We start from the raw sequence: 19,477 nt of genomic DNA, 5'->3' as shown, positions 1-19,477 counted from the left end.
TGTCGCGGTCAGGAAAACAGGATCGACGACAGCTTGCGACGTGCAGCGATGGTTGCCGGGTCCTTCGGGCCCCAAACCTCGAAGAACTGCAGCAGTTCGTGCCGGGCCGCATCGTCCTCGAAGGTACGGTCGCGCTTCATGATGGTCAGCAGGTGCTCTGCAGCAGCCCCGCGGTCGCCTTCGACGTTCCGGATCTTGGCGAGCTTCAGCCGTGCGGCATGGTCGTCCGGGTCGGTGGCCAGCGCCTGCTCCAGCGCCAGCGGATCGCCGAGCTTGCGCGCCTCCTCGATCTGGTCGAGCTGCTTCGATACAGCCGCGATCACCGGGTCCTTTGCCATCTCCTCGGTCGCGGAGGCCAGCGCCTGGCGCGCATTGTCGATCTGGCCGGCGGCAATCATGCACTGCGCCATTCCGGCAAGGGCTGCGGCATTTTCCGGATCGGCCTGCAGGATGGCGCCGAAGAGATCGGCCGCACCCGCAATGTCCTTGTCGTTCAGCAGTGCCTTCGCCTCGGCCAGGATGGCTTCGATCTCGGCCTTCTGGTCAGCGCCCGCGGGTCCGGCGATCTTGTCGATGAATGCCCGCACCTGGCTTTCCGGAAGCGCTCCCATAAAGCCGTCGGCCGGGCGGCCGTCGACGAAGGCGACCACGGCAGGGATCGACTGGATTCCGAGCTGGCCGGCAATCGAGGGATGATCGTCGATATTCATCTTGACGAGCTTCACGCGGCCGGCCGCTTCGGTCACGACCTTTTCGATCACCGGCGTCAGCTGCTTGCACGGGCCGCACCAGGGCGCCCAGAAATCGACGAGGACAGGCTGCTGGCGCGATGCGTCGATCACGTCCTTGGCGAAGGTGGCCGTGGTGGTGTCCTTGATGAGGTCGCCTGCGGGCGTCGCTCCGCCATAGTTGACGGCGGCGCTCATCTGTCCGCCAAACGACGTCGCATAGGGATTGTCGCTCATCTTCTTCTCCTGCGGACCCTCGCCCGACTTTCAATCGAATTCGCCACAAGATCGTATGTCAGCTGGTCACTTTCAAGACAAGCGGTTCGTGGCCGGTGGCCTCGATGAACCGCAGAAGATCCTTCGAGCCGATCGAGGTGGTGGCATCGTTGCGCAGCGGATGCGCGTTTATGACATCGTATTCCATCAGTTCCTCGTCGATGATGACCTTGACGTTGAGCCCGGTATCGTTGATCGCGCCAAACGCCGTGACGGAGCCGGGAACGACGCCCAGATATTCCATCAGCTTCTCCGCCTTGCCGAAGGAGACCCGGCTTGCCGCACCGATGACGGTATGCACCGTCTTCAGGTCGACGATCGCGTTCTCTTCGACGGTCAGCAGGAAGTAGTTGTCCTTCTTGTCCTTGAGAAAAAGGTTCTTGGTGTGACCGCCCGCAATCTCATCGCGCAGCGCCACCGATTCGGCCACGGTGAAGACGGGCTCGTGTTTCACCGTCTTGTGCGCAATGCCGAGACTGTCGAGATAGGCGAAGAGCTCGTCGTCGGCCTTCGCAGCGATCGCGCCGTGCTGCATGTCCATGTCTGGTCCCGCTCGTTTTCGTGTCTGTTGGTCATCCGCCCGCAAAAGGGCGAGCCTTGAGCGTTGCTTAAGCCGGATGAAACGACGAGGCAACCGGCGACATGCCGCATCCATGCTGCGCCATCGCCTGAGTTTCCGGCCTTTCCAAAGGCAGCCAGAAAATTTCTGAAAAATCCCGTCATTTCTCTGTTGCATTTGAAAATCGGTTAGGCCATATAGCGCCCGTCGCCGCAACGCAGCGACCTTCGGCCACCAACTACCCCAGGCCGTCGACGATGAGCGGGTGTAGCTCAGGGGTAGAGCACAACCTTGCCAAGGTTGGGGTCGAGGGTTCGAATCCCTTCGCCCGCTCCAGTTTTCTTCATGAAAATCAAAAGCTTAAGAAGCGCCCTACGGGGCGCTTTTTGCTGACACAGCTTCGATGACGGCGCGTTGTCAGCAGTTTGTAAGCGCGAGAAATAGCATTCTCGGATATTGTAGCGTGACGCTTCTGCCCCACGATCTGGATGGGGACATAATCCAATGTCGCCAAGACGCAATTTTTTGCTGACGTCTATCAAATTGGCGTTGCGACCTCCGGACAAACCGAAGGTCAGAATTTGGACCGACTGCAAGGCCAATAGAGCGTACTGGAAAGATGAAATGGAAGCTGACAATGAAGCCCAATTGAATTCTTACCGACAGCCGGGCATCAAACATCGCGCTTCTCTTTCCATCGAAGGACGCGCGGATGCCGGGCAAGCAGTGGACTTCCAATATCTCATCATAAGGCCCTCTGTCTGCTCAGGGCTCGAGATCAGATCGGAATGCCAAGATCCTGGACGTTATCGTTCGTTCCCGAACTGCTGCGAACGGACGGCCATACCACCGTCAGGCGATCGCTATTTATCTGTTTATCAAATTGTGTAATTGTGTAATCGTATTGCGTCAACCCGACGGGCGTGTGACAAACTCGGTCATGACGCTTTCGAGACCATGACTTCAATGAACGACGTATCGACCAGTATTTCCTCTCCCGCTTTGCGAATGGGCGACGCCGCCCCTGATTTTGAAGCCCGATCCACCCAGGGCCCGGTTCGGCTTTCCGACTTCAAGGGCCGGTGGCTGGTATTCTTCTCGCACCCGGCCGACTTCACACCCGTCTGCACGACGGAGTTCGTTGCACTCGCTAAGGCCCATGACCGGTTCGCGGCTCTCGACTGTGCGCTGTTGGGACTATCGGTCGACAGTCTCTATGCGCATCTCGCCTGGAGCCGCGCCATCCGCGAGCTGTTCTCGGTCGACATTCCCTTCCCAGTCATCGAAGATCCCTCGATGCTCGTAGGCCGAGCCTACGGCATGATCGACGAAGCGTCTGAAGACAGCGCTGGCGTTCGGGCGAGCTATTTCATCGACCCGGAAGGCGTGATCCGGGCGATCACCCATTACCCTCTGACGATCGGGCGTTCGGTCGACGAGATGGTGCGGATGGTGGCGGCCTTGCAAGCCACCTATTCGGGCGAGAAGCTGGCGCCGGCCGACTGGCAGCCGGGCCAGCCACTGCTTCATCCCGCCGACGAAAAGGCTCAGGATGAAGCCGACTGGTTCTGTCGGAGGGATGGATGATGACGCTCTGGCAATCGCGGGCGCAAGCGGATATCGCGGCCGACAAGCTTCGCAGGTTCGCTCAGCCGCAAAGATTGATGATCTTGTCCCTTCTGCTCGAAGGTGAAAAATCGGTCACCGAAATCGACATGGCGAGCGAGATCGGCCAGCCGGCACTCAGCCAGCAGCTCGCCGAACTCCGCAAGGCAGAACTCGTGACAACGCGCCGGCAGGCGAAGCAGGTTTATTACAGCCTCGCCGATGACACCGTCGTCTTGTGTGTGCGCAGCATCGAGGCGGTGTTCGGCGCCGGCGATCCTGAACAGGCGCTCTTGAGCATGGTCAAACCGGACGTCCGGCCGGAGCGAAGCGGGATCGTGCGGGGCGCGGCCAACTTCGTGCGAATACGTTGACCGGAAGGCATGCCTTGAACCACTCTTAAGTGTGCAGGCGGGGCACTCTCTCCGAGCATTGAATTGCCGCAGGAGCGCGTCACAACGGCAGAAAGGATACGCTACGATATCGCGCTTCTACAGGTCAATGAGATGCACAGCTACCCCGCGAGTTGATCGCAGGCTTCAAGCGCCTGGGCCGCGTACATGACCGACGGCCCCGCGCCCATATAGACGGCCATGGCCAAGGTCTCGCTGATCTGCTCACGGCTCGCGCCGGCTTTGACGGCACCTTCGGCATGATAGGCTATACAAGGCTGACACCGCGTCGCGACGCCAATGGCAAGTGCAATCAACTCCTTCGTCGTCTGGTCGAGCGCTTCGCCGCTATGTGCGGCCCGTGACATGTCGCTGAAGGCTTTCATAACATTGGGCGCATCCTGCCGGAGGGACTTTACGCCACCATTCATATTCTCGATGAGTTTTTTCCAGTCTTCGATCATGGTCATCTCCTGTGTTCAAGCATATTGCTGCGCGGCTCCAAACCGTTGGAAGCCGCGAAAGTACGAAATGGAATCAAGTCATGAAGGCGCCAGCGCTGCGATAGAGCACGTAGGCCGCGACGACAAAGATCAGGCCCGCAAAGATACGATTCAGCGTGTTCTTGCCCGTCGACAGGCGATTGGCGAGCATCATGCCAGCAACGCCGCCGGCGAGCCCTCCTGCGATGAACTCGAAGGCAACGGGCCAATCGACGAGGCCGGAAGCGGCATAGTTGAGCGCCGTGGCGAGCCCGAAGCTACCGACCGCCAAAAGTGAAGAGCCGATCGCATTGATTATCGGCATGCCGGTTGCCAGAATGAGCGCGGGTACGATCAAGAAACCGCCGCCGATCCCGAAGAAGCCAGATGCCGATCCGGCGACAAATGCGACGGCGGCCGTGACGAGGCAGGTGCGCAGATCCGCAGGACGTTCCGGAGCGCTTCCGGGCTTACGCGGACGCAGCATGAGGATGCCGACGAGGACCATCAGCAGGCCAAACAAGAAAAGCAGCCGCTGACCGTCGACGAGTTTGCCGAGGGTCGAGCCGGCGAACGCGCCGAGTGTGCCGATGCCTGCGAAGATGATCGCACAGCGCCAGCGGACATTGCCGCTCTTCGCATGGCCGATGAGATTGGCGAAGGCGTTGACGGATACGGCGAGCGCGCTGGTTCCTATGGCAATATGCGGTTGGGTTACTCCGACCACGTAGAGCAGCAAAGGCGTCGCCAGGATCGAGCCACCACCCCCGACGAGACCCAGGGAGAAGCCGACGAGGCCGCCCGAAGCGAATGCCGGGCCGAGATTGGCAAGCATGGCTCACACCTTCCCGGCCAGAAATCGATCATGGGTGACCATTCCGATGAACATGGCGACCGCGAAGATCACTGCGGGCAGCAGACCAAGCGAGAGGGATGCGATTGCAGGACCGGGGCAGAAGCCGGCCAACCCCCAGCCGACGCCGAAGATCGATGAACCGATGATGAGTGGGCGGTCGATGCGGGTCTTGGTCGGCAGCTGAAGCTTATCGTCGAACAGAGGCTTGTTGATCGCGGAGGCGATCCTGTAGCCGATGAAGGCGACGACGACGCCGGCGCCGAGAACGAAGATCAGACTCGGGTCCCATGCACCTGTGATGTCGAGGAAAGCTTTCACCTTTGCGGGATTGAGGAGGCCGGAGATCGCAAGGCCGAGCCCGAAGAGCAGGCCGGCGGCAAGGCTCGTCAGGATGCGCATGGCCGCCGTCATAGCCAGCCTCCGAGCCGCATCACGAGCACTGTCAAGATCGCGGTGATCAGAAAGGTCAGCACCGCCGCGAAGGACCGGGGAGACAGTCGTGCCAGTCCCGAGATGCCATGTCCGGAGGTGCAGCCGGAACCCATGCGCGTGCCGAAGCCGACGAGCAGACCAGCGACGATCAGCAACGGCCAGGACGCCGCAACGACCACCTGTGGGGCTGTTCCGAAGATGACGAGATAGGTCAGCGGACCGAGAAGAAGGCCGGCGACGAAGGCGATGTCATGACCCAAGCGCTGGCCGCGATGGCAAAGCAACCCGCCGACGATACCGCTGATCCCGGCGATGTGACCGTTGAGCAGCATGAGAAGACTGGCCGACAAGCCGATCAGCGCGCCGCCGCCCAGGGGAGCGAAATAGGTGTCCGTCACCAGACAGCCCCCTCGAGCACGTCCAGCGGGATCTTCAGGTAGCGCTTGCCGTTACCCTCCGGCTCGGGAAGCCGGCCGCCGTTGATGTTCACCTGCAGCGCATGCAGGATGAGCTTGGGCATCGGCAGGGTCGCGTCGCGCTCCTCGCGTAATTTGACGAAGCTTTCCTCCGTCTGGCCGACGATATGCGGATTGGAGCGCTTCTCCTCGCCAATGGTGCTTTCCCACAACGGCTCGCGCCCACCGGGCTGATAGTCGTGGCCGGTGAAGACGCGGGTTTCGTCAGGAAGGGCGAGTATGTCCTGGATCGACTTCCAGAGAACTTTTGCGCTGCCGCCCGGGAAATCGGCGCGTGCAGTTCCGGAGTCCGGCATGAACAGCGTGTCATGGACGAAAGCGGCGTCGCCGATGACATAGGTGACCGAAGCAAGCGTGTGCCCTGGCGAGAACATCACCCTCGCTTCGATCGTGCCGACCTTGAATGTGTCGCCTTCGGTGAAGAGCCGATCCCATTGGCTGCCGTCAGCCGGGAAGTCAGGCCAGTTGTAGAACGCCTTCCAGAGCTTCTGCACATCGACGACGTGCGCGCCGATCGCTGTCGGAGCTCCGGTCTTGTCCTTGAGGTAGCGGGCCGCGGAAAAGTGGTCGGCGTGCGGATGGGTGTCGAGGACCCACTCGACGGTAAGGCCCTTCTCCGCAATGTAGGCGAGAATCGTATCTGCCTGCTCGGTGCTGGTCGATCCTGACTTCTCGTCATAGTCGAGCACCGGGTCGATGATGACGCATTTCTTCGTCGCGGGATCGTTGACGACATATTGAATGCTGCCGGTGCGCTTCTCGTAGAAGCCCTTGACCTCCGTCTTGCCGGTGTGTCGATGCGCGGCCAGCCAGTCGCGGGCGTTGTCGGGCGCAATGCCGATCTCGCCGGCGACGGCAATCAGTTCGTCGTCGCGGAGGCCCACGACGTCGGCGTCACCGGCCAGAACCCACATGTAGAAGGACCGGGCCCCGGATCGGCAATGCGCAAGCACCGGACCGTCCGAGGCGACGATCGTCTCCGCGAAGCGCCGCACGTCTTCCGGCCCCATGTTGCTGCTCGTCACCGGGATGAAGACATAGTCGAGACCTGCCGCTCTCGCCGCGGCTTCCTCTGCCGCTGTCCCCGGCTGAGAAGCCTCTTCACCATCCGGCCGATTGTTGATGATCGTCTTGAAGCCGCGCCGGGCGAGTTCGACGAACTCCTCGGGTTGAAGCTGCCCTATGACAGAAAGCTTCTCTGTGAGCGGTATCGGTTTCATCGGGCGGCTCCTTGACACCTGCAGATATGAATTACACACTTACATAAAACCAGATATGTAATTCTGCAAGTGGGAGGAGCACCTTGAATGGCCGTTCAGGATGTCCGAGCAGTTCAGGTGTCGGAGTTGAGGCGCGGGATCATTATCGTTGGTGAAGGGGCAGCAGCCGTCACGGCTGGGGCCGCGCTAAAACGACACGATGGAAGTCGATATCGACGCCAACGTAGTTGCCGGCATATCTGTGGCCGAACCTTTTTCGCCAGCTAAATATCACTCCGCCTCTTCCGGCATCGCCCAGGAGCGGAACACCGATGCGTCCCTCACATCCGCCTTCGCGGCGTTTCTGTCTTGCTGGCGCTGGATGGTTTGCGAGGACGCATCATTTGGACGGACGAGCCTTTTTTTCGGCTTCCTGACTTCAACAATGAACTGGCCGGATTTGTCACTCTTCTTCGAAGATTTGGAACTGAACATCATCACATCTCCTGTGGTTGTGTCACTTGTTCGATATTTGCGTTGTCTTACGTGCGTATCGCGCCAATTGCCGATCCTTCCCTACCGCTGCCAGGCGATCCTTGTGTCCTCCAGAGGCAGGCGGGCCAGCGGGTGATAGGGGACGATGCGCGGCGTGAAGTCGGAGACCGGCCGGTTCGGGGGGATGGAGGCGCGGTATCGATAAGAGCCTTGGCCCGAATCCTGTCCTGTCATCACCGCGAGGAACGCCTTTTCGCCCGCCATCGGTTCGGCGTAGAGTTCCACTTTGACCATCTCCGGCGGCAGTTCGCCGAGATAGACCTCGACGGAGAAAAGGCGGGTGTCTTCAGCCTCTTCCGTATTTACGGCGCCGAAGCGCACATGCGGCCAGAGCCTGTCGAGGTCCTGTTTCCATCGCGCCAGTTCCCGCGCGACCTTGCCGCCTTCCGCCGAGCGCGCTTCATAGGCCACGGCGGCAGGGAGATAGAATTTCTCCGCATATTCCCGAACGGTGCGATTTGTCGAAAACCGTGGCGCGAGGCTGGCCATGCTTTCGCGGACCCGCTCAATCCAGCGAGTGGGAATACCATCCTGATTGCGGCTGTAGAATTCGGGAACGATGACGTCCTCCAGGAGCGAATAGAGTGCATCCGCTTCCGCCTCGTCAACAGTCGGATCGTCTCCGTGCTCCTCGCCGTCGCCTATGGCCCATCCGACCTCGGGTTCATAGGCCTCCGCCCACCAGCCATCGAGTTCCGACAGATTGAGCCCGCCGTTGGCAAGAATTTTCATGCCGCTGGTGCCGCTGGCTTCCCAGGGCCGGCGCGGCGTGTTGATCCACACATCGACCCCTTGGACGAGCCATTCGGCCTGGCGCATGTTGTAGTCGCGCACGAAGATAAGCCGGGATCTCAGTTCCGGCCGTCTGGCGAATTCGTTCCAGGCTTTGATCAGCGCCTGGCCTTCGGCATCCTGAGGATGAGCCTTGCCGGCCAACACGAGCTGGACCGGGTGCCGGGCATCGGTCAGGATGCGGACCAGCCTGTCGGGATCGCGCAGCAGAAGAGCAGGACGTTTGTAGGTTGCGAAGCGGCGCGCAAATCCGAGTGTCAGGGCATGCGGGTCGAAAATCCCATGGGCGGCGTCGAGCCCACCGCCGATCTCCGCGTCTTCCACGCGCTGGCGCAGATATTGCCTGCGAACCCGATCGCAAAGGTTTTGCCTCGATTCATTGCGCATTCGCCAGATTTGCTGGATGTCGAGCTTGAGGATGCCGGTTTCCAGTCCGGTCAGGTCGCCACGCCAGCGATCCTTGCCTGCGGCTTCGGTCCACAGAGCGTCGGACTGAACCGAGTCCCATGTCGGAACATGTATGCCGTTCGTCACATGCCCGATTGGCACGTCGTCGGTCGGCCAACCAGGGAAGAGAGGCTGAAAGAGCGACCGGCTAACCTTTCCGTGGAGCGCACTGACGGCGTTCACCGCGCCGCTCGAACGGATGGCCAGGTAAGCCATGTTGAACGGCTCAAGGTCATCGTTGCGATCCTTCCTGCCGAGGGCCAGAAAATCGGCGATGGCGATGCCGAGATGATTTTCGGCATAGGACCGGAAGTATTTTGTGATCAGTTCAGGCGCGAAGCGGTCGAAACCGGCCGCGACGGCGGTATGAGTGGTGAAAACATTGCCGACCCGTGTTGCCGCCAGAGCCTCGGCAAAAGATACGTCATGATCGACCCGGAAGCAGCGGATGCGCTCCAGAGCGGCAAAGGCCGCATGCCCTTCATTCAAATGGCAGACCTGCGGTTCGAGCCCGAGTGTGCGAAGGAGCTGCCAACCGGCCATTCCCAATATCATTTCCTGCATCAGACGCGTCTCGGGGCCGCCGCCATAAAGCTCGCTCGTGATGCATCGATACGTCGCGGGATTTGCGGGATCGTTCATGTCCAGCAGGTAAAGCTTCAGCCGTCCGATCTGGACTTCCCAGGTTCTGATCCAGAGCTTGCATCCGGGAAGGTCGATTTGCAGTCGCAACCATTCGCCATCGGCGGAACGCAACGGCTGGATTGGGAGCTGATCCGGCTCGTTGACCGGGTAGAGGGCTTCCTGGCTACCGTCCCGCCCTATCGATTGACGGAAGTAGCCTTGTGAATAAAGCAAGCCCACCCCGACGACCGGCACGCCGAGATCGCTGGCGGTTTTCAGCTGATCTCCCGCCACGTTGCCCAGCCCGCCCGAATAGATGGGCAAGGCTTCGGTCAGCATGAACTCCAGGCTGAAATAGGCTACGGTTTTCAGCGGCGAGGCTGGGTGTGCTTGTTGGAACCATCTCGATTCGTTTGCAGCCTCCCGCTTCTCCTTCAGCAATGCTTCGATAGTTTGCCTGAAATCGGACTGAGCAAGCAGAGCCCTTGTTTTGGAGCGCGAGACGGTGTGGAGAACACCCCATGGATTGCCCGTGGTTTCCCATGTTTCGGCATCGAGCTCCCTCCACAGCCGGTCGGAGGCGTGGTTCCAGGACCAATGCAGGTCGAGCGCCAGCTCCCGAAGGGCGAGCAACCCGCTTGTCTCTTCCGGCTGCCCGTCCATGCACTCCTCCGAAATTAGAAAAACTGAAAGCGAATTCTTCTGCGAATCTCAATATCCGTTCGCCTTAAAGCAGCATGAACCCTATAGATGATATTGTCATCAGTCGTTGACTAAAATCAATCAGAAAGCACAGAGGGGATCGCGAGGGTAGCCACATGACGGCAGTCGCGTCCGTGGAAAGCCGAAATGTTGCGCAATCGTCGCTCATCTACGCGCTCATGGGCGAAGACATCCTCGAACAGTGATTCTTCCTATCACTGGGCACGAAATCCTTGTTCCGCTCCCACTGGTCGCTGCCAAGCGCATCACCACTGGCAAAGATTCATATCACTGGGCGCTTGGGGGCTAGGGCTCCGCGACAGAAGTTATCATCGGCCGATGATTCCTGTTGTCATCGAATGATGATTAATCTAAATTGCCGTCAAAATGAGGATGTCGGCAATTTCTTGTGAAGACCTTTCCAACACCAGCTTGGTAGGGCTCCGATTTAGACTCTGCCATATCGATGACTTGCTCGAATGGGCAGGCTCGCTCCCCTTTCCAATCGACCGGCGGGCGGTGACGCAGATATTCCGAGAAAGCGGAGGCGCATGACCGGATATTGGCCTGCCTGATCCGTTACAACCGCAGTAACAATCCACACACTTGAGGAAGAAGATCAGATGTCGGACATCGATGAGAACTGGGTTCGCAATCGCGCACATGAATTATGGGAAGCAGAAGGGTGCCCGAACGGAAAAGAACTCGACCACTGGTTTCAAGCCATGGATGAATATCTGTCTTTGGTCGAAGGAGATGGAGAGAGCTCGCCCAGTGCCCCTGTCCCGGTTCAGGATACCGGTAGTGGGGAGGCGGCCGTAAAGTCCAGATCGCCAGGAAAAATGTCGAAATAGGAAAGCGGCTTTTCGAGGCGTGCGTGGAGACAGTGAGATCTGTCGGCGAACGGAGCCGCCCTTTCATCCAGATAGGTGATCGTGAGGTCTACGCCGACAGCACGGAACGCCGTCGCGCAGCCGACAGCAATGGGAATCTCATTTGCTACGTTGACGACGAGCCCACGTTTCCCGCATAGATCGAAGACCGCCTCCATATCTCACCTCATCAGGACGCGCAGAGCATCGGTGGCGATCACCTGCTCCTCGTCCGTCGCAATGATGATCACCGGAATCCGGCTCGCGGCGCTTGTTATGATCGATTGATTGGCGGCGTTCGCGGCGGGATCGAGATCGATGCCGAGCCACATCAGTCGGCTGCAGATGTCGGCCCTGATCGCTGGTTGATGTTCGCCGATGCCGGCGGTGAACACCATGGCGTCGAGACCACCCATCGTTGCGGCAAGCCGAGCCGCTTCTCCGGCGACGCGCAGCGTGAAGAGATCCAGAGCCTCCCTTGCTTCCGGCGCCTCGCTCGCCAGAAGGTCGCGGCTGTCGGCGCTGATACCTGAAGCACCGAGTAGTCCGGAGCGGTGATAGAGCATATCCTCCAGAACTGCCACCGGCATCCCTTCCTGCGACAGCAGATGGAGAAGCACTCCGGCATCCAGCGCGCCGCATCGCGTCGCCATCGGCACGCCGTCGAGGGTCGAAAAGCCCATGCTGGTATCGACGCTGCCGCCGTCCTGCATGGCGCAGAGGCTGGCACCGGAACCGAGATGCGCAGCAATGACCTTGCCGCTGGCCAATTGCGGCCAATTGCGTGCGAGCTCACCTGCGATGAACGCGTAAGATAGTCCGTGAAACCCGTAGCGCTTGATCCCGCGCTCGTGGAGTGCTCGCGGGAGGGCGAAGCGGCGCACCAGGTCGGAATTTGTGCGATGAAAGCTCGTGTCAAAGGAAGCGGTCTGGCGAAGGTCTGGCCGGAGCCGCCTGATGGCGCGGATCAATCTAAGGGCCTGCGGTTGGTGCAGCGGCGCTAACGGAACAAGGGCCTCCATCTGACGTAGTGAACCTTCATCGACAAGCACCGGGCCTGAGAATATGTCGCCGCCATGCACCACGCGATGCCCGATCGCCGCCAGACAGTCGAGCCTGTAGTGCCCTGCCAGATGATTGAACGCTTCGCTGAGAACCTCGTCCAGTTCCTCGCCCGGTTGTGCCTTGAGCTCGACATCGACATGCTGCGACCCTTCCAGGAATTGGAAGCGCAGCGGCGTGCTTCGAAAGTCGATCATGCCCTTGCCGACAGGTTCGAGATGCCGCCCTTCCACGGAGAACAGGCCGATCTTGACGGTCGACGAACCGGCGTTGAACGTGATCAGCAGCTTGGCGCTCATGCTGCTGTCCCCGCCGCGAGCCGCTCGCTGCGGCCCACAAGCAACTTTGCGAGGGCTGCCGAAACGATCCGCGCGGCGAGCGGGTCGGAGCGGCTGGTCAGCACGATCGGCACGCGTGCCCCGAGCACGATCCCGGCTGCCGTTGCTCCGGCAAAATAGATGAGTTGTTTGGCGAGCATGTTGCCTGCTTCAAGGTCGGGGACCAGGAGGATGTCGGCTTTGCCGGCGACCTCGGAGACGATCCCTTTGGTCCGCGCCGCATCGATACTGATCGCATTGTCGAATGCGAGCGGCCCGTCGACGTACGCGCCGGTAATCTGACTCCGCGCCGCCATTACGGTCAGGGCGGCCGCATCGAGGGTCGCCTGCATCTTTAGATTCACCGTCTCGACTGCGGCGAGCACAGCAACGCGCGGCTTTTCGACGCCAAGTGCCCGCAGCAGACCGACTGCGTTCTGGCAAATGTCTCGCTTCTGATCGAGCGTCGGCTGGATATTGATCGCCGCATCGGTAACGATCAACGGCTTGCTGTAGGCGGGCACGTCCAGCGCGAACACATGGCTGATGCGGCGCTCGGTTCTCAACCCGGATCCCGGCGCGACGATGGCGCCAAGCAATTCGTCTGTATGCAGGCTGCCTTTGACAAGGACCGCCACCCTGCCGGAAACGGCAAGTTCCACCGCACGCGCCGCCGCGGCATGGCTATGCGGAGCGTGCTCGATCGCGATCCCGTCGAGGTCGGTTTTCGCGACTGCCGCCGCCGCCCGGATCTTGGCCTCGGGGCCGACAAGGAGCGGCTCGAACAATCCTCTTTCGCGGACTTCGACGGCAGCGAGTATTGCCTCGGTCGAGCATGGATGCACGATCGCCGCGCGTACCATCGGCAGTTCGCGGGCCTGCCGCACAAAGGCGTCGTATCGATCGCTGCGTGCCGTTGCGTGACCGGACGGTTGCGGCGTTGGCCACTCTATGGAATGGGCAGGCGCAATCACCGTCGCAGTCCCTGAGAGGACCTCTTCGCCCTTCTGGTTCGAGCATGTCGTGTCGAGGATCACAACCCGGTTTGCCGGCAGTTTCCTGGTGACGCGAACCGTCGCTGTGATCGTGTCGCCAGACAGGACCGGCTTCAGGAAGCGGAACTCCTGTCCGAGATAGGTTGTCCCGGGCCCGGGCAGTTGCGAACCCAACACTTCGGAAATCAGCGTGCCCGTCCATGCACCATTCGTGACGACGCTATTGAAGACGTGCATCGCCTCGGCAGCCGTATCCGGTGACGCATCGCCTTCGCCCGTTGCCATTGGCGGGTCGATCTCGCCTTTGTCCACGCCCGCGACCCGCACCAGAGAGGCCGTGTCTCCGAGCTCCAACTCGTCAAATGTTCGATTCCTCAGCCTGCCGGGAGCCACGATAGCCTCACTTCTGAAAAACATAGGTGCCGCGAGCACCGCAGAGCGGCGGAAATTCCGAGTCAGACGCGTCCATTTTTGGCGGAGGTACGCGTCCAGCCAGCGACTGCGCCGAAAGCCAGCCCTGCCATTCCTCCCACCAGGACCCCTCCTTTTGCATCGCTGCGCCAATCCATCATCCGGGCTGAGGCAGAGATCAGCCGTTCGGTTCAAGGCGACGCTATAGCGTCGACTACGATGACCGGGTTCGCTAACAATCCCGGCATTCTGGACGCGCTGGTCAACACGAAGGTGACATCCGTCGGGCGCCATGCGGGTATCGTGGCCGTCGCTGTGCGCTGAGAGGTTGGGCACGGCAAGTCCACTCGGAACTGTTTCAGTCATCAGCGGCGCGTTCGCGCGGAACTTAATCGCAAGATGTGTCGAGATCATTCGGGCCCAACTCAAGGATGGCCGCGATGACCATCCTGACGTCTTCTTCCAGCGCCGCGGCGTCTCCCTTCAGAAGAGGGTCGGCCTTGATCACGTCCTTAAGAATGCCAACACCCGCCAGAAACGCTGCGACCAGTGCTGCCCGCCTCCTCGGCACCATCGGGTGCTTGCTCACCAGTGGAGTAACGAAATCCTCTTCGAGGAACTCGTTGAGCACGCGCGAGGCTGCCGGGCTAGCGAACGATTGTATCACGATATCGAGTACCCGAATCTCGTTGGCGGCCTTCCTTGACAGGATCTGCTTCGTCAGAATTGAGGGCAGGCAGCCATCGTCATCGGCGAAGAGTTGCTCGGGTTTGCCGCTCTCCTTGACCGCCTCGTAGAAAAGTTTCTCCTTGGATCCAAAGGAGCGCTGGACGTAAGCCATGTCCACCCCAACGTCGGCCGCAATGTCGCGAAGGCCCGTATTGTCATAGGAATGGGCCGAAAAACGAAGGATGGCGGCTTTTAGAATGCGCTCGCGCGTCGTGTCGTTGGCATCCGGGCTTATGACTCGGTTGGGCATGATTTCTCCTATTGACCGAGTAGCAGGATTAGCTGCACAAAGCTTAACAGTCAACGCATGATGACTAGACTGAGTTCCCTGGGATGGGTGACGAATTCAGTATTATTGCAAATTCCGCAATAATTATTGAGGTTGCCGTCAATCCGGCAAAGGTCGTCGGGCTGCATTTGGCGGCAACGATAAGGCTGTCGACCGGTTCGATCGCCGGTCTGCCACGCATTGGATGCCGAGCTACCGACACCGCGCGATTTCAAGGGCACGCCACTCACTACTGCGCCCAGCTTTTCGAAAGCCGAGGAGAGCAAACGCCGAGACCGTCTGCCGTAGCGAACCCGAACGCACTCAGGGTGAACGAGTCGCCTTCACCAGACGGAGTATTATCAAACGACAGCAACGAAATCATCACCTGTTGACAAGGCGGTCAACAGGTGATGATATAACAAAATGCAACGTGTCCGTTTCGATGCGCATGCTTGTTGGGGGATTTCATGTAACCAACAATGAAGTGAGGGGCGATGAAAACCGGCAAGGCGAGAAGGCTACAGAATAGGTCTACACACGACGTCAGCATGATTTCATTCTATTTGATGAAATCATTATCATCGTCTTTAGCCGGTTTTTATTCTGGACGATATCGAGGAAGCCTCAAGGCGACATTGCGCCTCGTCCCAGAGCAAGCGACCTACCTTCGCAAACTGTCGACAATCGATCAGCCTGCCGAGATGCTTGCTGGTCGCGGCAGCAACATCCGCGAGTTTATGACGGGTTGGATAAGTGAAGGAAGGCACACGCCCAAACAGGGCATGGCCAATCTTTCGCCCGTCGGATGACCCCAGGTACATAGCGATCGATTGGTGCTCGGTGCCCTGCGTGCAGCGCCTTCGGTAGGGACACGTTAAACACCAGGCACAAGGCAGAGGCCGGTCATGAACCTCGATCGGCCGCGACACACGTCAATCAAGATAAGGTAGGTTTTTATGGTGAATACTCATTCCCAACATTCAAGCCCAACAACAAAAGAGTCTGACAGACTTTCCCTCGGTGACAGAAAAACTGGGTGGATGCAGTCGTGAAGTCCGCTAAAAATTGGATACTGACCGTTCTCGGTGTCGCGGTTCTCGCTGGCGGTTACTATGGCTGGCGGATGTATGACGGTACGGGCCTGCCGGCCGGGATCGTCGGCGGCAACGGCCGCATCGAGGCAACCGAAATCGACGTCTCCGCCAAGACGGCCGGGCGGATCAAGGAAATCCTCGTTGATGAAGGAAGTCTCGTCGCTGCCGGACAGGTGTTGGCGCGCATGGACACCCAGCAACTGGAGGCTCAGCGGAAGCAGGCTGAAGCCGCTCGTCAACGCGCCGTGATCAGTGTGGAAACGGCGAGGAGCCTGCTCGCCCAAAGGGAGGCGGAAAAAGAATCTGCTGCCGCGGTGATCGGACAGCGCGAAGCTGAACAGGATGCCGCCGAACGAAAACTTGCCCGGACCGAGCAACTGATCAAGACCAACGTGACCTCCCAGCAAACGTTCGACGACGACCGGGCGGCGGCACAGGGGGCGCGGGCGGCTACTGCTGCAGCCCGGGCTTCTCTTTCCGCTTCCGATGCGGCGATCGGCGCTGCGAAGGCCCAGATCGTCGATGCAGAGGCTGCCGTCATTGCCGCAGATGCGGCGATTGAAAGTATTGTTGCCGATATCGATGACAGCACCCTCAGATCGCCACGCGACGGGCGTGTGCAATATCGCGTCGCGGAGCCCGGCGAGGTCCTGGCCTCCGGTGGGCGGGTACTCAATCTCGTCGACCTCTCCGACGTTTACATGACATTTTTTCTCCCGACGGCTCAGGCTGGACGTGTCGCAATCGGTTCCGATGTTCGTCTCGTACTCGACGCAGCGCCGCAATTTGTCGTGCCGGCGAGCGTGAGTTTCGTGGCCGATGTCGCCCAGTTCACGCCCAAGACAGTGGAGACCGAGGAGGAGCGACAGAAACTGATGTTCCGGATCAAAGCGAAGATCCCGCCGGAGTTGCTTCGCGAACACATTCAGCAGGCCAAGACCGGTCTTCCGGGTATGGCCTATGTCCGGATAGACCCCAAGGCAGAATGGCCTGAACAGCTCACGAAAGCGCTCGTTCAATGACCGGGGAAACGCCGCGAGAGACGGAGGACCAGACGCAGACTGCGCCGGTCGCGAAGCTGGCGAATGTCGGCCTGTCCTATGGTAAAACCAGGGCCCTCGACAAGGTGAGCCTCGATATCCCGTCGGGCATCATGGTTGGCCTCATCGGCCCGGATGGTGTCGGCAAGTCCAGCCTGCTTAGCCTCGTCGCCGGCGCCCGTACGGTTCAGGAGGGCCGGATCGAAGTGTTGGGTGGCGACATTGCCGACGTGAGGCATCGCAACCGCACCTGCCCGCAGATTGCCTACATGCCGCAGGGTCTCGGCAAGAACCTCTATCCGACGCTGTCGGTGTTTGAGAACATCGATTTCTTCGGGCGCCTGTTCGGCCAGGACCAGGAAGAAAGGCAGCGCCGCATCAGCGACCTGCTGGAGCGGACAGGGCTTGCACCTTTCCCGGACCGCCCGGCCGGAAAGCTCTCCGGCGGCATGAAACAGAAGGTCGGCCTCTGCTGTGCGCTGATCCACGATCCCGATCTCCTCATTCTCGATGAACCGACCACGGGCGTCGATCCGCTATCGCGCCGGCAATTCTGGGAACTGATCGACGACATCCGAAGCGAGCGTCCGGGAATGAGCGTGATCGTCGCGACCGCCTACATGGAAGAAGCCGAGCGCTTCGACTGGCTCGTCGCGATGGATGCCGGCCGCGTGCTTGCAACTGGAACGCCCGCCGAATTGCTGTCCCGCACCGGAGCCGCCAATCTCGACGCCTCTTTCGTCGCCCTCCTTCCGGACGAAAAGCGACAGGGCCATCACGAGGTCGTCATCCCGCCCCGACCCGATAGAGGGGAGGCGGAGTTCGCGATCGAAGCCGAGCACCTGACGATGCGCTTCGGCGATTTCACGGCGGTCGACGATGTCAGCTTCCAGATCCCGCGCGGCGAGATTTTCGGCTTCCTCGGCTCGAACGGCTGCGGCAAGACAACCACGATGAAGATGCTGACCGGTCTCCTGCCGGCAAGTGAGGGAACCGCGAAACTGTTCGGACATGAGGTCGATCCGAACGATATCGAGGTCCGGCGAAAGGTTGGCTACATGAGCCAGGCCTTCTCGCTCTACACCGAGCTGACGGTTCGTCAGAACCTTGATCTGCATGCCCGCCTGTTCAACTTGCCGCTCGAAAAGATCCCGGCGCGCATCGCCGAGATGGCCGCGCGCTTTGATCTCACCGAGATCATGGATGCGTTGCCCGACGCGCTGCCGCTCGGTATCCGGCAGAGATTGTCGCTCGCCGTGGCAATGATCCACGCCCCGGACATCCTGATCCTCGACGAGCCGACTTCCGGCGTTGATCCGGTCGCGCGCGACGGCTTCTGGCAGATTCTATCCGACCTGTCGCGCAATGACGGGGTGACGATCTTCGTCTCCACCCATTTCATGAACGAAGCGGAGCTGTGCGACCGCATCTCGCTGATGCATGCCGGCAAGGTTCTGATCAGCGACAAGCCTCGTGCCATAGTGGAAAAGCGGGGCGCGGCGACGCTTGAAGAAGCCTTTATTTCTTATCTCGAAGAAGCAATTGGCGAACAGGCTTCACCTGCGCGAACACCCCACGCGCAGCGTGAGGAGGAGGAGGCAGATGGGGCGTCGCCGCCCCGAGCCCCATCTGCCTTCAACATGCGGCGCATGCTGGCCTATACACAACGCGAGGCGCTCGAGTTGCGCCGCGACCCGATCCGGGCAACGCTTGCGGTTCTCGGCAGCGTCATCCTCATGTTCGTCATCGGCTACGGCATCAACATGGATGTCGAGAACCTGTCCTTTGCCGTGCTCGATCGCGACGACACCACGGTCAGCCGCGACTACACGCTTCAGATCGCCGGTTCCCGCTACTTCACCGAAAAGGCCCCGATCACCGACTACGCTGACCTCGACCGGCGCATGAGCAATGGCGAGCTCAGCCTGGCGCTGGAAATTCCACCTGGCTTCGGACGCGATGTTTCGCGTGGCACAAAAGTCGAGATCGGCGCCTGGATCGATGGGGCTTCGCCATCGCGCGCCGAGACCGTCCAGGGCTACGTGCAGGGCATGCATCAGACCTGGCTGACCCAGAAGGCGCGCGAACTCTACGGCGATGCGGCGACGATCGGCCAATTCCAGATCGCGCTCAGATATCGCTACAATCCGAGCGTCGACAGTCTGATCGCCATGGTACCGGCCGTCATTCCACTGCTCCTGATGCTGATCCCGTCCATGTTGGCAGTGCTGAGCGTCGTTCGCGAAAAGGAGCTCGGCTCCATCGTCAATTTCTATGTTACGCCGGTGACGCGCTTCGAATTTATCCTCGGCAAGCAACTGCCCTATATCGCGCTCGCCATGCTGAACTTCGCCATGCTGACGGCGTTTGCGGTGTTTGTGTTCGGGGTGCCGCTGACCGGGAGCCTACTCACACTCACGCTAGCGGCTTTCCTCTACGTCATCATAGCGACCGGAATCGGACTTTTGATTTCGAGCTTCATCAGCAGCCAGGTCGCCGCCATCTTCGGCACGGCCCTCATCACCATAATCCCGGCCGTCCAATATTCGGGGATCATCGAC

Annotated in this window: 20 protein-coding genes and 1 tRNA gene; 8 read left to right on the top strand and 13 right to left on the bottom strand. The window is 60.2% G+C overall.

The annotated features are described in order from the left end of the window. Positions 1-8: 8 nt before the first annotated feature. A complete protein-coding gene (gene trxA, locus CRO48_RS17380) occupies positions 9-926 on the bottom strand; it encodes a thioredoxin (protein ID WP_407071939.1) in 918 nt (305 codons plus the stop codon). Between the two features lie 97 nt (positions 927-1,023). Next, the gene (locus CRO48_RS17375) at positions 1,024-1,545 is read right to left on the bottom strand and encodes a prolyl-tRNA synthetase associated domain-containing protein (RefSeq protein WP_176526797.1); all 522 of its coding nucleotides are present in this window, start codon (positions 1,543-1,545) and stop codon (positions 1,024-1,026) included. Positions 1,546-1,824: 279 nt separating this feature from the next. On the opposite strand from CRO48_RS17375, the gene CRO48_RS17370 reads away from it, so the two are divergent. From CRO48_RS17370 to CRO48_RS17360, 3 genes are all read left to right on the top strand, one after another. Then, positions 1,825-1,899 (top strand) — tRNA-Gly (locus CRO48_RS17370). A gap of 630 nt (positions 1,900-2,529) precedes the next feature. Further along, positions 2,530-3,150: a peroxiredoxin gene (locus tag CRO48_RS17365; RefSeq protein WP_097141136.1), complete on the top strand. Its 621-nt coding sequence runs from the start codon at positions 2,530-2,532 to the stop codon at positions 3,148-3,150. A gap of 77 nt (positions 3,151-3,227) precedes the next feature. After that, a complete protein-coding gene (locus tag CRO48_RS17360; protein WP_245423568.1) occupies positions 3,228-3,542 on the top strand; it encodes an ArsR/SmtB family transcription factor in 315 nt (104 codons plus the stop codon). 140 nt (positions 3,543-3,682) lie between these two features. On the opposite strand, the gene CRO48_RS17355 is transcribed toward CRO48_RS17360, so the two are convergent. From CRO48_RS17355 to glgP, 7 genes are all read right to left on the bottom strand, one after another. After that, positions 3,683-4,024, bottom strand: a complete 342-nt coding sequence (locus CRO48_RS17355; RefSeq protein ID WP_097141338.1) for a carboxymuconolactone decarboxylase family protein — start codon at positions 4,022-4,024, stop codon at positions 3,683-3,685. Positions 4,025-4,097: 73 nt separating this feature from the next. Then, positions 4,098-4,877 (bottom strand): sulfite exporter TauE/SafE family protein, encoded by a 780-nt coding sequence (locus tag CRO48_RS17350; RefSeq protein ID WP_097141134.1) that lies wholly within the window; start codon positions 4,875-4,877, stop codon positions 4,098-4,100. A 3-nt stretch (positions 4,878-4,880) separates the two neighbouring features. Beyond that, entirely contained in the window at positions 4,881-5,309 is a 429-nt protein-coding gene (locus CRO48_RS17345; RefSeq protein ID WP_097141133.1) for a YeeE/YedE family protein, read from the bottom strand. Then, complete coding sequence (locus CRO48_RS17340; protein WP_235824447.1) at positions 5,306-5,731, bottom strand: YeeE/YedE family protein; 426 nt, start codon at positions 5,729-5,731, stop codon at positions 5,306-5,308. Before CRO48_RS17340 ends, CRO48_RS17345 begins: the two co-directional genes overlap by 4 nt. Next, positions 5,725-7,026, bottom strand: coding sequence for a bifunctional sulfur transferase/dioxygenase Blh (gene blh / locus CRO48_RS17335; protein WP_097141132.1), 1,302 nt, complete (start codon positions 7,024-7,026; stop codon positions 5,725-5,727). The genes CRO48_RS17340 and blh overlap by 7 nt, the downstream gene beginning before the upstream one ends. 270 nt (positions 7,027-7,296) lie before the next feature. Then, complete coding sequence (locus CRO48_RS17330; protein WP_097141131.1) at positions 7,297-7,503, bottom strand: hypothetical protein; 207 nt, start codon at positions 7,501-7,503, stop codon at positions 7,297-7,299. Positions 7,504-7,581: 78 nt separating this feature from the next. After that, positions 7,582-10,086 carry an alpha-glucan family phosphorylase gene (glgP, locus tag CRO48_RS17325; RefSeq protein ID WP_097141130.1) on the bottom strand — a complete coding sequence of 835 codons (2,505 nt, stop codon included), beginning with the start codon at positions 10,084-10,086 and terminating at the stop codon, positions 7,582-7,584. Between the two features lie 662 nt (positions 10,087-10,748). On the opposite strand from glgP, the gene CRO48_RS33485 reads away from it, so the two are divergent. After that, positions 10,749-10,979 carry a DUF2934 domain-containing protein gene (locus tag CRO48_RS33485; RefSeq protein ID WP_097141129.1) on the top strand — a complete coding sequence of 77 codons (231 nt, stop codon included), beginning with the start codon at positions 10,749-10,751 and terminating at the stop codon, positions 10,977-10,979. Here CRO48_RS33485 and CRO48_RS32250 read toward each other — a convergent pair. From CRO48_RS32250 to CRO48_RS17305, 4 genes are all read right to left on the bottom strand, one after another. Next, positions 10,916-11,176, bottom strand: coding sequence for a hypothetical protein (locus CRO48_RS32250; protein WP_176526796.1), 261 nt, complete (start codon positions 11,174-11,176; stop codon positions 10,916-10,918). The two genes, CRO48_RS33485 and CRO48_RS32250, sit on opposite strands and share 64 nt — an antisense overlap. A gap of 3 nt (positions 11,177-11,179) precedes the next feature. Continuing rightward, a complete protein-coding gene (locus CRO48_RS17315) occupies positions 11,180-12,358 on the bottom strand; it encodes an acetate/propionate family kinase (RefSeq protein ID WP_097141128.1) in 1,179 nt (392 codons plus the stop codon). After that, positions 12,355-13,788: a bifunctional enoyl-CoA hydratase/phosphate acetyltransferase gene (locus CRO48_RS17310; protein ID WP_097141127.1), complete on the bottom strand. Its 1,434-nt coding sequence runs from the start codon at positions 13,786-13,788 to the stop codon at positions 12,355-12,357. The genes CRO48_RS17315 and CRO48_RS17310 overlap by 4 nt, the downstream gene beginning before the upstream one ends. 382 nt (positions 13,789-14,170) lie before the next feature. Continuing rightward, a complete protein-coding gene (locus CRO48_RS17305) occupies positions 14,171-14,761 on the bottom strand; it encodes a TetR/AcrR family transcriptional regulator (protein ID WP_097141126.1) in 591 nt (196 codons plus the stop codon). 83 nt (positions 14,762-14,844) lie between these two features. On the opposite strand from CRO48_RS17305, the gene CRO48_RS31820 reads away from it, so the two are divergent. The 4 genes from CRO48_RS31820 to rbbA form a co-directional block, all read left to right on the top strand. Then, a complete protein-coding gene (locus CRO48_RS31820) occupies positions 14,845-15,174 on the top strand; it encodes a hypothetical protein (RefSeq protein ID WP_125301470.1) in 330 nt (109 codons plus the stop codon). Between the two features lie 156 nt (positions 15,175-15,330). Next, positions 15,331-15,591: a hypothetical protein gene (locus CRO48_RS31815; RefSeq protein WP_141402068.1), complete on the top strand. Its 261-nt coding sequence runs from the start codon at positions 15,331-15,333 to the stop codon at positions 15,589-15,591. Positions 15,592-15,830: 239 nt separating this feature from the next. After that, entirely contained in the window at positions 15,831-16,898 is a 1,068-nt protein-coding gene (locus CRO48_RS17300; protein WP_245423560.1) for an HlyD family secretion protein, read from the top strand. Beyond that, positions 16,895-19,477: ribosome-associated ATPase/putative transporter RbbA (rbbA, locus tag CRO48_RS17295; protein WP_097141125.1), on the top strand; the 2,583-nt coding region annotated here is incomplete at its 3' end. The genes CRO48_RS17300 and rbbA, both read left to right, overlap by 4 nt.

This window comes from Rhizobium subbaraonis (genome assembly GCF_900220975.1).
In the GTDB taxonomy this organism is placed as follows: Bacteria; Pseudomonadota; Alphaproteobacteria; order Rhizobiales; family Rhizobiaceae; genus Mycoplana; species Mycoplana subbaraonis.
This window is presented reverse-complemented; position numbering and strand designations above follow the sequence as displayed.